The organism is Luteipulveratus halotolerans (assembly GCF_001247745.1).
In the GTDB taxonomy this organism is placed as follows: Bacteria; Actinomycetota; Actinomycetes; order Actinomycetales; family Dermatophilaceae; genus Luteipulveratus; species Luteipulveratus halotolerans.
Window position 1 is genome coordinate 1321559 of the sequence record NZ_LAIR01000002.1, and the last position, 12828, is coordinate 1334386.

Annotated in this window: 14 protein-coding genes; 12 read left to right on the plus strand and 2 right to left on the minus strand. The window is 69.4% G+C overall.

Annotation, left to right across the window (positions count from 1 at the left end; genetic code table 11):
- Positions 1-26: 26 nt before the first annotated feature.
- Genes VV01_RS06845 through VV01_RS06855 form a run of 3 tightly spaced genes read left to right on the plus strand, consistent with a single transcriptional unit; the run spans position 27 to position 3065 of the window.
- Complete coding sequence (locus tag VV01_RS06845) at positions 27-1328, plus strand: dipeptidase (protein ID WP_231635316.1); 1302 nt, start codon at positions 27-29, stop codon at positions 1326-1328.
- 40 nt (positions 1329-1368) lie between these two features.
- Complete coding sequence (locus VV01_RS06850) at positions 1369-2379, plus strand: glutathione S-transferase family protein (RefSeq protein ID WP_050669239.1); 1011 nt, start codon at positions 1369-1371, stop codon at positions 2377-2379.
- The gene (locus VV01_RS06855) at positions 2376-3065 is read left to right on the plus strand and encodes a class I SAM-dependent methyltransferase (RefSeq protein ID WP_050669240.1); all 690 of its coding nucleotides are present in this window, start codon (positions 2376-2378) and stop codon (positions 3063-3065) included. The genes VV01_RS06850 and VV01_RS06855 overlap by 4 nt, the downstream gene beginning before the upstream one ends.
- A 4-nt stretch (positions 3066-3069) precedes the next feature.
- Here VV01_RS06855 and VV01_RS06860 read toward each other — a convergent pair whose 3' ends face one another.
- Positions 3070-4266: a MarP family serine protease gene (locus VV01_RS06860; RefSeq protein WP_050669241.1), complete on the minus strand. Its 1197-nt coding sequence runs from the start codon at positions 4264-4266 to the stop codon at positions 3070-3072.
- Between the two features lie 88 nt (positions 4267-4354).
- On the opposite strand from VV01_RS06860, the gene VV01_RS06865 reads away from it, so the two are divergent.
- The 9 genes from VV01_RS06865 (at position 4355) to VV01_RS06905 (ending at position 12411) form a co-directional block, all read left to right on the plus strand.
- Entirely contained in the window at positions 4355-5077 is a 723-nt protein-coding gene (locus VV01_RS06865; protein WP_231635176.1) for a M50 family metallopeptidase, read from the plus strand.
- Entirely contained in the window at positions 5077-6195 is a 1119-nt protein-coding gene (locus VV01_RS06870) for a glycerate kinase (protein ID WP_050669243.1), read from the plus strand. The genes VV01_RS06865 and VV01_RS06870 overlap by 1 nt, the downstream gene beginning before the upstream one ends.
- An 87-nt stretch (positions 6196-6282) precedes the next feature.
- A complete protein-coding gene (locus tag VV01_RS06875; protein ID WP_050669244.1) occupies positions 6283-6648 on the plus strand; it encodes a HesB/IscA family protein in 366 nt (121 codons plus the stop codon).
- Between the two features lie 114 nt (positions 6649-6762).
- Positions 6763-7749, plus strand: coding sequence for a carbohydrate kinase family protein (locus VV01_RS06880; RefSeq protein ID WP_050669245.1), 987 nt, complete (start codon positions 6763-6765; stop codon positions 7747-7749).
- A 15-nt stretch (positions 7750-7764) separates the two neighbouring features.
- A complete protein-coding gene (aat, locus tag VV01_RS06885; RefSeq protein WP_050669246.1) occupies positions 7765-8442 on the plus strand; it encodes a leucyl/phenylalanyl-tRNA--protein transferase in 678 nt (225 codons plus the stop codon).
- Positions 8443-8558: 116 nt separating this feature from the next.
- Entirely contained in the window at positions 8559-9431 is an 873-nt protein-coding gene (gene ctaC, locus VV01_RS06890; protein WP_050669247.1) for an aa3-type cytochrome oxidase subunit II, read from the plus strand.
- Positions 9431-11188, plus strand: a complete 1758-nt coding sequence (gene ctaD / locus VV01_RS06895; protein ID WP_050669248.1) for an aa3-type cytochrome oxidase subunit I — start codon at positions 9431-9433, stop codon at positions 11186-11188. Before ctaC ends, ctaD begins: the two co-directional genes overlap by 1 nt.
- On the plus strand, positions 11185-11586 hold the full coding sequence (locus VV01_RS06900; protein ID WP_050669249.1) for a cytochrome c oxidase subunit 4: 402 nt from the start codon (positions 11185-11187) through the stop codon (positions 11584-11586). Before ctaD ends, VV01_RS06900 begins: the two co-directional genes overlap by 4 nt.
- 87 nt (positions 11587-11673) lie before the next feature.
- Entirely contained in the window at positions 11674-12411 is a 738-nt protein-coding gene (locus tag VV01_RS06905; protein WP_082220859.1) for an alpha/beta fold hydrolase, read from the plus strand.
- Between the two features lie 49 nt (positions 12412-12460).
- On the opposite strand, the gene VV01_RS06910 is transcribed toward VV01_RS06905, so the two are convergent.
- Positions 12461-12805 carry a metallopeptidase family protein gene (locus VV01_RS06910; protein WP_050671775.1) on the minus strand — a complete coding sequence of 115 codons (345 nt, stop codon included), beginning with the start codon at positions 12803-12805 and terminating at the stop codon, positions 12461-12463.
- Between the last annotated feature and the right edge of the window lie 23 nt (positions 12806-12828).

Genomic DNA, 12828 nt, shown 5'->3' on the forward strand with positions numbered 1-12828 from the left:
CGCTGCGCACCAAGGTCGCCGACCTGATGCCCGCCGTCCGCGAGGACCTCGAGCGACTGACCCGCATCCCGAGCGTCTCGCTCGACTCCTTCGACCAGAAGCACGTCGACGACAGCGCCGACGCCGTTGCCGAGCTGCTGCGCGCCGAGGGCCTCGACGTCGAGATCGTGCGTGAGGGAGGGCGTCCCGCCGTCATCGGTCACCGCCCGGCGCCCGACGGCGCGCCCACCGTGCTGCTGTACGCCCATCACGACGTGCAGCCGCCCGGTGACGAGAAGGACTGGGACTCCAAGCCGTTCGAGCCCACCGAGCGTGACGGTCGGCTCTACGGACGCGGCGCGGCTGACGACAAGGCCGGCGTGATGGCCCACGTCGCCGCACTGCGCGCCCACGACCAGCAGCCTCCGGTCGGTGTCACGATCTTCGTCGAAGGCGAGGAGGAGGTCGGATCCGACTCTCTCGCAACGATTCTCGAGCGCCACGGCGACAAGCTGAAGGCGGACGCGATCGTCCTCGCGGACTCGACCAACTGGGACATCGGTACGCCGGCCCTCACCACGACCCTGCGCGGCATGATCCGTGTCGCCGTGACGGTCAGGACCCTCAGCCACTCGGTGCACTCGGGCATGTTCGGCGGTCCCGTTCCCGATGCGCTCAGTGCGCTCGTACGTCTGCTGGCCAGCCTGCACGACGACGCGGGCGACGTTGCGGTCCAAGGACTTTCGCAGGGTGAGGCCGCCGACCTGGACTACCCCGAGAGCCGGCTCCGCAGCGAGAGCGGGCTGCTCGACGGCGTCGAGACGATCGGCACCGGCTCGATCCTGTCCCGCCAGTGGACCAAGCCGTCGGTGACCACCATCGGCATCGACGCTCCGCCGGTCGACACCGCGTCCAACACGCTCGTGCCGAGTGCGCGTGCCAAGGTCTCGGTGCGCCTCGCGCCGGACGAGGACCCGCGTGCGGCGTACGACGCGGTCAAGAAGCACCTCGAGCAGCACGTGCCGTGGGGTGCGCAGCTCGAGGTCGTCCTCGACGACGAGGGCGCCGGCTTCGACGCCGACGCCGAGGGCCCGGTCTACGACGAGGCACGCGCGGCGTTCGCCGACGCCTGGGGGACCGACCCGGTCGACATCGGCGTGGGCGGCTCGATCCCGTTCGTCGCGGCGTTCGCCGAGAAGTTCCCCGACGCCGCGATCCTCGTGACCGGCGTCGAGGACCCCGACACCCGCGCGCACGGCGCCAACGAGAGCCTGCACCTGGGCGAGTTCGAGAAGGTCTGCGTCGCCGAGACCGTCTTGCTCGAGCGGCTCGGACGAATGCACTCCTGAAGCCTGCCCCGCACGGCGAGCTGCGGCGTACGGTCGGACCATGGCGCAAGGGACCTACGTCGAGAAGACCTACGAGCGCGACACCACCTACATCGAGGACCGCATCACCGTCGACGGTGCCGACGGCTGGCCGGTCGAGGCGGGGCGTTATCGCCTCGTGGTGGCCCGGGCATGCCCCTGGGCCAACCGGGCGATCATCGTGCGGCGCCTGCTCGGGCTCGAGCAGGCGCTGTCGATGGGCGTGTGCGGACCGACGCACGACGCCGACAGCTGGACCTTCGACCTGGACCCTGGGGGCGTCGACCCGGTGCTGCGCATCCCGCGCATCAAGGACGCCTACCTCAAGCGGTTCCCCGACTACCCGCGCGGGATCACGGTGCCGGCGATCGTCGACGTGCCGAGCGGTGAGGTCGTCACCAACGACTTCGCCCAGATCACTCTCGACCTGTCGACGCAGTGGACCGCCCACCACCGTGAGGGTGCGCCTGACCTCTACCCGGAGGCGCTGCGCGACGAGATGGACGAGGTCATGCACCGCGTCTACACCGAGGTCAACAACGGTGTGTACCGCTGCGGGTTCGCCGGTGAGCAGGAGGCGTACGACGCGGCGTACGACCGCCTGTTCGTCGCGCTGGACTGGCTGTCCGAGCGGCTCGAGAGCCGGCGCTACCTGATGGGGGAGTCGATCACCGAGGCCGACGTGCGGCTGTTCACGACGCTCGCACGGTTCGACCCGGTCTACCACGGCCACTTCAAGTGCAACCGCAGCAAGCTCAGCGAGATGCCGGTGCTGTGGGCCTACGCGCGCGACCTGTTCCAGACGCCCGGGTTCGGCGACACGATCGACTTCGTGCACATCAAGTCGCACTACTACGAGGTGCACCGCGACGTGAACCCCACCGGGGTCGTCCCCAAGGGGCCCGACCTCTCGGGCTGGCTCACCAGCCACGGCCGAGAAGCGTTGGGCGGCAAGCCTTTCGGCGACGGTACGCCGCCCGGTCCGGTCGCATCGGGCGAAGAGATACCCGCGGCCCACGGCGTGAACCCGTGACCGCCTCGCCGCAGCCGAAGGGCTGGCAGCAGCAGGCCGACGAGTGGGCTCGCGAGGCCGTTGCCGCCGGCGAACCCACGGCCTGGTTCGACCGGCTCTACGAGGCCGGTCGCTCCGGCGAGGTCACGATGCCCTGGGACCACGACGACCCGCACCCGGTGCTCGCCGCCTGGAGCAGCGGACGGGCCGCGCCGGCGGCAGGCGCGACGGCCGTCGTCATCGGGTGCGGGCTCGGGGCCGACGCCGAGCACCTGGCGCGGCTCGGTTACGCCACCACGGCGTTCGACCTGTCCGAGGCAGCGGTCGCCGAGGCACGGGCACGCCACGTGTCGTCGTCGGTCGACTACGTCGTGGCCGACCTCCTCGACCCGCCGGCGGGGTGGCAGCACGGGTTCGACCTGGTCGTCGAGATCTACACCGTGCAGGCGGTGCCGCGGTCGATGCGCACCGCGATGACCCGTGCGGTCACCGAGCTGATAGCTCCCGACGGCACCCTGCTGGCCGTCCAGGCCGTGCTGGCGGAGGGTGACGACCCCGACGAGGGTCCTCCCTGGCCGCTCACCCGTCAGGAGGTCGAGGCGTTCGCGGACGCGGACGGGCTGCACCTGCAGGGGCTGTCCGAGGGCGAGCACCCCGCGCGGCCGGGCGTCCGGCTCTGGGAGGCCGAGGTCCGGCGTACGGCCTGAGTCGTCACTCGGCCCGGTGCGCGAGGCAGGACCCGGTCGACACCGGATCGCGCAGCGCTGCCGCACGGTCGAGCACGGAGTCCGTCGCGTCGTCGGTCAGGGCGAAGCCGATGGTGTCGTTGGCCTGGGCCTTGGCGAAGATCGTGCCCGCGACACGACCGTCGGGCGTGATCAGCGGCCCACCGGAGTTGCCCGGGATGACCGTGGTGCTGAGGGTGAAGATGTCGCGGTTGACGAGCCGGTCGTCGTAGATGTCACGCCCACCGGTCACCGACTCGTCGCTGACCGCGGCCGGGGACAGGTGGTAGTCGCCGCCGTTGGGGAACCCCGCCGCGACGGCCGGGGCGCCCTCGGCGAGATCGGCCGCGCGCGGCAGCGGCCGCTCGTCGAGGTCGGGCACGCGCAGGATCGCCAGGTCGAGCTGCGGGTCGAACGCCACGACGGTCGCCCGCAGCCGTCGTCCGTCGCCTCCGGGCTGCACCGTGATGCGCTCGCCGCCGGCGACCACGTGGGCGTTGGTGACGACCCGGTTGTCGCTCACGACCCAGCCACTCCCGAACGCCACGCCGCGGCAGTCCTGCGACGAGCTGCGGATCTTCAGGACGCTCTCGCGCGCTCGATCGACCGCCGGGGTCGCCACCGAGGCGGCGTCGGGGATCGCCGCCGGGTGGCTCGGCACGTTGTGCTCGAAGACCTGCGGGAACGGTGAGGACTCCAGCCGCGTGTTGAGGTCGTCGACCGCCGAGCGGGCGCTGTCGGGGACCGTGCGGTCCAGCGCCCGCCAGCCGTGTGAGCCGTCGATGTGCTGCACGACGTCGTCGGACATCAGCGGACGCGCCGAGGACAGCACCGCCCAGCCGGCGAGCATCGCGGCGAACGCCATCGCGAGGGCTCCCAGGCCGGAGTCGATCAGTCGCACGGGTCGCCAGTGCAACGCGGTGGCCACCCGGACCCCGACCATGCTGAGCAGTCCGGCGAGGACGGTCGCGAGGACCAGGGCGCCGAGCAGGACCACGAGAGCCGAGGTCACCTCGCTCTGCGGCCGAAGGTCCGCGAGGTCGAGCAGGCGGGGCACGGCCCACAGCCCGAGGACGAGCCCGGCGAGCCAGCCGGCCGCAGACAGCGCGCTGGTCACGAACCCGCGACGCCACCCACCGAGGGCGGCGAGGCTGATGGCCAGCACCAGGATGACGTCGATCACGCGTGCATCATGGAGGACATCGCTGTGAACCACATCGCCCGGGTCTGGGAGAACCATCAGGTACCGCCCACACCGCACCCAAGCGGGCATGCGACGATCCGGCGCCATGGGCGAGATCTGGGACCGCATCACCACGGTGCAACCCGTGCCGGCACGCGGTGTGGTCGAGCTGATGGGTGTGCTCGCGATCGGCCTGGTCGCCTGGCCGCCTGCCTGGCGCATCACGCGGCAGGTCATCACGATCGCCCACGAGGGCGCCCACGCCTTCGTCGCGCTGCTGTGCGGACGGTCGCTGCACGGCGTACGGCTGCATCGGGACACCTCAGGCCTCACCGTCACGCGCGGTCTGGCCAGGGGTCGAGGGCTGGTCGCCACGCTGGCCGCGGGTTACGTCGGACCGGCGCTGCTCGGTCTGCTCGGTGCGTTCGTCCTGGGTCGCGGCTACTCCGTCGCGCTCCTGTGGCTGCTCCTGCTGGTGCTCGCGCTGCTGCTCCTGCAGATCCGCAACTGGTGGGGCCTCGGAGTCATGCTCATCGCGGGCGCGGTGCTGTTCGGTGTCACGTGGTGGCTGCCGGGTGAGGCGCAGACGGCGTTCGCGTACCTGCTCATGTGGTTCCTGCTGCTCGCCTCACCGTGGGCCGTGGTCGACCTGCAGCGCTCACGGCGGCGCGGTCGCGGCTACGAGTCCGACGCCGACCAGCTCGGACGCCTGACGTTCCTGCCCGGAGGCGGCTGGGTCACGGTGTTCTTCGTCGTCACCGTCGGCTGTCTTGTCCTCGGCGCGCTGCTCATGCTCGGTCGGATCAGCTGATGTCCGTCCTCGTCGCGACCACGACGATCGGTCACCTGTCGCCGGTCGAGTCGGCGCGGCTCGTGGCCGACGCGTGGGCACAGCGCGCACCCGGTACGACGGTCGAGCGGCTGCCGATGTCGGCCGGCGGGGTCGGGTTCGTCGACGCCGTCGAGGCGTCGCTCGGCGGGCGTCGTCTCGTCGTACCGGTGCCGGGTCCCGACGGCGAGGAGCGACCGGCGACCGTCCTGGTGGTGTCGACCAGGTCCGGCCCGGTCGCGTACGTCGAGGCTGCTGAGGCCGCACCCGGGCCGTACGACGGCACCCTGCAGTCGTACGGCGTCGGTCGGCTCCTGCGGGCCGCGCGCGACGCGGGTGCACGACGCATCGTCGTCGGGGTCGGTGACCTGGCAGCTCTCGACGGAGGTGCGGGCATGCTGCGGGGCGTCGCTGACTCTGCGGCGACAACGGAGTACGAGCTCCCGGCTCACCTCGACGCGGTGATCGGCGACTGGTCCGAGATCGAGCTCGTGGCAGCGGTCGACCACGACACCCCGCTCGTCGGCGCTCAGGGCGCCACCTATGGACTCCTCGGCGTCGACTCCGCAGAGGCGCAGTCACGGGAGCGCGCGATGGGTGACCTCATCGACGCGGTCGAGCGGGTCCTGCCCCCACGGCGTGACCTGCTCTCCGGTCTGCCCGTGCGCCTCCACCGCGTCCCGGGGGCAGGCGCAGGCGGCGGTCTCGCGTACGGCCTGTCCGTCCTCGGCGCGCAGATCCGCAACGGCGCGGAGGTGCTCGCCCACGCCGTCGGGCTCGCGGACCGGGTGCGTGCCGCCGACGTCGTGGTGACCGGCGAGACGACGTACGACTGGCGCAGCCTGGAGCACAGCGTCGTCGCCACGGTGAGCGGTGCGGCCGCGGCCGCCGCGCGTCCGGTGGTGATGATCGCCCGTGACCAGCACGTCGGACGGCGCGAGTCCATGGCATTGGGCATCGCCGGGTCCTACAGCGTGATCCCCTCGGGACGTCTGGCACCGGCGACGCCGACGGCGACAGACCTCGAGGACAGGCTGGCCGCACTGGTCGGGCGTGTCGCGGGCACGTGGACACCACCGGGGGCCGACGACGTACATTGATGACTCGGGAACATTGCCCGGGCCTGCCTGGTTGCACTCCCTGACGGGAGCCTCCGGGCCACGATGCACAAGCGAAGGACTGACACGATGAGCGTCGAGACCACGACCGCCGAGACGGCGGAGAAGACCCACGGCGTCGAGCTGACCGAGGTCGCCGCCGGCAAGGTCAAGAGCCTCCTTGAGCAGGAAGGCCGTGATGACCTGCGGCTGCGCGTCGGCGTGCAGCCGGGCGGCTGCTCCGGCCTGATCTACCAGCTGTACTTCGACGAGCGCACCCTCGACGGTGACCTCGTCCGCGACTTCGGTGGTGTCGAGGTCGTCGTCGACCGTATGAGCTCCCCCTACCTCGAGGGCGCCACGATCGACTTCGCCGATACCATCGAGAAGCAGGGCTTCACGATCGATAACCCCAACGCCGGCAGCAGCTGCGCGTGCGGTGACTCCTTCAGCTGATCAGGTGCAACAGCACAGCAGCTGATCGACGGCAGGACCTGACGGCCGCCGGTTCCCGACTCGGGAGCCGGCGGCTTCTCATGTCCCACGTCGTACGCAGGTAGGGTCGCCCGCGTGAACATCGCCATCACCGGTTCCATCGCGACTGACCACCTGATGACCTTCAAGGGGCGGTTCTCCGACTCCCTGGTCGTCGAGCAGCTCGACAAGATCTCGCTGTCCTTCCTCGCCGAGGAGCTGCAGATCCGGCGTGGGGGAGTGGCCGCCAACATCGCGTTCGGCATGGCCAACCTCGGGCTCTCGCCGGTGCTCGTGGGTGCCGTCGGCCAGGACTTCGTCGACTACCGCTCCTGGCTGGAGCGTCACGGAGTCGACTGCGAGTCGGTTCACGTGTCCGACACCCGCCACACCGCCCGGTTCGTGTGCACCACCGACGACGACATGGCGCAGATCGCGACGTTCTACGCCGGCGCTATGAGCGAGGCGCGCGAGATCGAGCTCGCGCCGGTCGCGGCTCGTGTCGGCGCGCTCGACCTCGTGCTGATCGGTGCCAACGACCCCGAGGGCATGCGCCGGCACACCCAGGAGTGCCGCACCCGCAAGATCCCCTTCATCGCCGACCCGTCCCAGCAGCTGGCCTTCTCCGACGGCCCGTTCATCCAGGGCCTGATCGACGGTGCCGACTACCTGTTCACCAACGAGTACGAAGCCCACCTGACCGAGCAGAAGACCGGCTGGTCGGGCGAGGAGATCCTCGACCGGGTCGGCGTACGCGTCATCACCCAGGGCAAGGACGGTGCGGTGATCCTGCGCAAGGGTCAGCCCGACATCCACGTCCCGGTCGCGGCCGAGGTCAAGCGCGCCGACCCGACCGGTGTCGGTGACGCCTTCCGTGCCGGGTTCCTCGCCGGCCTGTCCTGGGAGCTGGACCTCGAGCAGTGCGCCCAGGTCGGCTCGATGCTCGCGACCTACGTCATCGAGACCGTCGGCACCCAGGAGTACGTCCTGGGGCAGGCGGAGTTCCTCCAGCGCATCTGCGCGGCCTACGGCACCGGCACGGCCGACGCCATCGCACCGCACCTGTCTTGCCACCGCCGCTGAGCCACCGTCCACACGATGCCGGTCGAGCCGCCGCCCACACCGTGGGACCTCGCCTCGGCTCGGATGGACGTCGCTGACGACCTCGTCGCCGTCGGGGCCGACCTCGAGCCGGGGACGATCCTGTCGGCGTACCGCCTGGGGCTCTTCCCGATGGGGCTCGGCGCCCACGGCCGGGCACCCATCGGGTGGTGGGGCCCGGTACGCCGGGGAGTGCTGCTGCGCGACGACCTGCACGTCAGCAGGTCGTTGCGGCGGTCGTTGCGTCGTTTTCACGTGACGGTCGACACCTGCTTCGACGACGTCGTCGACGGGTGCGCCGACCCCGCGCGTACGGGCCGCTGGATCACGGGTGACGTGCACCGTGCGTACCGTCGGCTGCACGACCTCGGCTGGGCCCACTCGATCGAGGTGTGGGAGAGCGGGCACCTGGTCGGAGGTCTCTACGGCATCGCCGTCGGCGGCCTCTTCGCCGGCGAGTCGATGTATCACCGGGCGACCGACGCGTCCAAGGCGGCCGTGCACGCCCTGCACGAGCTGGTCTACGCCGACGGCGACGCCGGCCGGATCATCGACGTGCAGTGGAAGACACCACATCTGGCGACACTGGGGGTGCGCGAGATGCCTCGTCCGGCCTACCTCTCGGCCCTCCCCACGGCCCTCGGGCTGGGGCTCCCGGAGGCGTTCGCGACATAGCGTGGGGCCGGACGCAGAACGTCTACTACCTCCGGTAGGGTTCCCCTGTGCCCTCTACGGAATTGCGGAAGGTAGGCCTCGTGCGCCGGCCCATCGATCCATCCGCCCCGACGCGTATGCGCCGGTTGGCTGCGGCTGGTCTTGCAGGTCTTCTGATGACGTCACTGACCGGGTGCAGTGACCTGGTCGAGAGAGGTTTTCTCCCGAAGGGCGTGACATCCACGTCCGAGGAGTTCACCTCCTTCTGGAACCAGACCTGGTTGTGGGCGCTCGGCGTCGGCGTCCTCGTCTGGGCTCTGACGTTCTGGTGCGTGGTGCGCTATCGCCGCCGCAAGACCGACACCGGTCTGCCGCCGCAGATGCAGTACAACGTGCCGATCGAGATCCTCTACACGGTCGTCCCGGTGCTCATGGTCGCCGTCCTCTTCGGCAAGACCGTCGAGATGGACAACACCCTCACCGACACCTCCAAGAAGCCCGACGTGACCATCAACGTCGTCGGCAAGCAGTGGAGCTGGGACTTCAACTACGTCGAGGCGGGCGTCTACGACTCCGGTGTTCAGGCTCACCTGACCGGCAAGAAGGGCGTCGAGGAGACCCTCCCGACCCTGTACCTCCCGGTCAACAAGCGCACCGAGTTCGTGCTCACGGCCCGCGACGTCATCCACTCGTTCTGGGTGCCCCAGTTCCTGCAGAAGCTCGACATGATGCCGGGCCGTGTCAACAAGTTCCAGGTCGTGCCGACCGAGGTCGGCACCTTCACCGGCAAGTGCGCCGAGCTCTGCGGCGCCTACCACAGCGAGATGCTCTTCCAGGTGAAGGTCGTCCCGCAGGCCGAGTACGACAAGCACGTCGCGTCGCTGAAGCAGCGTGGCCAGACCGGCTTCCTCAGCAACAGCCTCAACCGGTCCGAGCTGGTCCCCGGTGAGCAGCAGTTCCTGCCGCCGGGCGTCGACTCGTCCAGCATCGTCGAGGAGGGCAAGAAGTAATGGCGAGCATCGTGACGCCCCAGACGGGCACCGGCGACCTGCCGGCACAGCCGCAGCGGGTCCGCCGACCCGGTCAGACCGTGGTCAAGTGGATCACCACCACCGACCACAAGGTCATCGGCAACCTCTACTTCATCACCTCGTTCGCGTTCTTCCTGCTGGGCGGCATCCTGGCCCTGGTGATCCGCGCCGAGCTGTTCGACCCCGGCCTGCAGGTCGTGGACAACAAGGAGCAGTTCAACCAGCTGTTCACCATGCACGGCACGATCATGCTGCTGCTGTTCGCGACACCGCTGTTCGCGGGGTTCGCCAACGCGCTCATGCCGCTGCAGATCGGTGCTCCTGACGTCGCGTTCCCGCGGCTGAACATGTTCGCGTACTGGCTCTACCTGTTCGGTGGCCTCATCGCGTCGGCCGGCTTCCTCACGCCCCAGGGCGCGGCTGCGTTCGGCTGGTTCGCCTACTCGCCGTTGTCGGACACGACCTACAGCCCCGGTCTCGGTGGCAACCTGTGGGTCTTCGGACTCGCCCTCGGTGGTTTCGGCACGATCCTCGGCTCGGTCAACTTCATCACCACGATCATCTGCATGCGCGCTCCGGGCATGACCATGTTCCGGATGCCGCTGTTCACCTGGACCGTGCTGATCACGTCGCTGCTCGCGCTGATCGTCTTCCCGGTGCTGGCCGCCGCACTGTTCGGCCTGGGTGCTGACCGTGTGATGAATGCCCACGTCTTCGACGCCGCGACCGGCGGAGCGATGCTGTGGCAGCACATGTTCTGGTTCTTCGGTCACCCCGAGGTCTACATCATTGCGCTGCCGTTCTTCGGCATCATCTCCGAGGTCATCCCGGTCTTCAGCCGTAAGCCGCTGTTCGGCTACCGCACGATGGTGTTCGCCGTCATCGGCATCGCCGCCCTGTCGGTCAGCGTGTGGGCTCACCACATGTACGCCACCGGCCAGGTCCTGCTGCCGTTCTTCGCCGTCATGACGATGCTCATCGCCGTGCCCACCGGTCTGAAGTTCTTCAACTGGATCGGCACGATGTGGCGAGGCTCGATCACGTTCGAGACGCCGATGCTGTGGGCGCTCGGATTCCTCGTCACCTTCCTGTTCGGCGGTCTGACCGGCGTCATCCTGGCCAGCCCGGCCCTGGACTTCCACCTCACCGACTCCTACTTCGTGGTCGCTCACTTCCACTACGTGGTGTTCGGCACCGTCGTGTTCGCGATGTTCTCGGGCTGGTACTTCTGGTGGCCCAAGCTCACCGGTCGGATGCTCGACGAGCGCCTGGGCAAGATCCACTTCTGGATGCTGTTCATCGGCTTCCACATGACGTTCCTCATCCAGCACTGGCTGGGTGTCGCGGGTATGCCGCGTCGTTACGCCGACTACATGCCTGAGGACGGGTTCACCTGGATGAACCAGGTCTCCACGGTCGGTGCGTTCCTGCTGGGCGCCTCGATGATCCCGTTCGCCTACAACGTCTGGAAGACGTGGCGCACGGCGCCGCTGGTCGAGACCGACGACCCGTGGGGCTACGGCGGTTCGCTGGAGTGGGCGACGTCGTGCCCGCCGCCGCGGCACAACTTCGACTCCATCCCGCGCATCCGCTCCGAGCGGCCCGCGTTCGACATCAACCACCCGGAGGCCGCGGCCACCTCGGTCGTCCCCGCGCCCGACACCCTGGCCAAGGTCATGGGTCCGGCCGACCACGGTTCGGCCGACGGCACGTACACGGAGGACAGTGACCGATGAAGGTCGAGTACAAGCTCTTCACCGTCCTGGCGGTCTTCTGCCTCGGAGTCGGCATCTGGTACGGCATCTGGACCGAGTGGAAGGAGCCGGTGGGCGCGGTCGGACTCTTTCTGACGTTCGGTCTGTGCGCCATGATCGGCGGCTTCATCTGGTGGACCTCCCGCAAGCTCGGTGCGCGTCCGGACGACGACCTCGACGGCGAGATCTCTGACGTCGAGGGCGACTACGGCTTCTTCAGCCCGCACAGCTGGTGGCCGCTGTTCCTGGCCGCGTCGGGTGCGCTGGTCTTCCTCGGCCTGGCGGTCGGCTGGTGGCTGGTCATCCTCGGCATGCCGCTGCTCGCCATCTCGACGGTCGGCTGGGTGTTCGAGTACTTCCGCGGCGAGAACGCCATCTGATCAGCTTCTTCCATCTAGCAGCAAGAGGGCCTCACCCGTGACGGGTGAGGCCCTCTTGCTTAGATGGACTGGCCGCGGGCTGTGAGAATGCCGCACGTGGAGTCGACCAGAGTCATTGCCGACGACGGAGCAGCCTTGCACGTACGCACGTGCGGTGGGGGCGCGGACGTGCTGGTGCTGTCCGGCGGACCAGGTTGTGTCCACTACCTGGCAGACCAGGATCTGGCACCGTCCGGCGTCAGGTGCTGGTTCCCCGATCCTCGCGGAGTCGGCGCCTCGGACGGCGGCCCTCACGACATGGCCCGTGCGATCGCCGACCTCGAAGCGGTCCGGAGTGCCATCGGGCTCGGCTGCTGGATCGTTCTCGGGCACTCGTGGGGCTCGGATCTGGCGGTCCGATACGCCCTGGATCATCCGAGCAGTGTGAGAGGGGTCGTGGGAGTTGCCGGGCACGGGCTTCATCGCGACTGTGAGTGGTCGGCCGCCTACGAGGCTGGCAAAGCGGTGGAGACCCCGGTTGAGATCGACTTCGTGCCGCAGGTCCACGCTGCGCTGTGGGGCTCGTTCAAGGACTGGATCCACGAACCGCCGCTGTGGCGGCGCCTGGCTGACAGCAGCGTGCCCATGACGTTCGTCGCCGCGGGGGAGGACATCCGACCGGACTGGCCCCTTCGGCAGCTGGCGGCGCTGCTGCCAGCAGGGCGTCTCGAGGTCGTTGAGGGCGTCGGCCACGACTTCTGGTCGGCGAACCCGGACACGTGGCGCGACGTCTGTACGCGAGCCGTTGCGTCGATCGCGTCGAGGGAGCACGCCCGCCCATCGTGACGGGGCGGATGCCGGCCGACGTCCCGCGCTGCGTCCGCGCTGCGAGCAGTCAGCCCCATCCGAGCTCGTGCAACCTCGCGTCGTCGATCCCGAAGTGGTGACCGAGCTCGTGCACGACGGTCACGGTGATCTCGTGGCGGAGGTCCTCGACGTCGCGCGCCATCCGTCGTAGCGGGCCTCGGAAGACCGTGATGCGGTCGGGGAGTGAGCCGTAGCCCCAGCCGCCGACGCGTTCGGGGAGGGGAGTGCCTTCGTACAGCCCGAGCAGCACCGGCCCGTCAGCGGGGGGTTCGTCGTCGACGAGGATGGCGACGTTGTCCATCCGGTCCAGGAAGGCCGGGGGCACGGCATCGAGGGCCTCACCCACGATGACATCGAACTCGTCGTCACTCACGTCAACGGCCACCCTCGCATTGT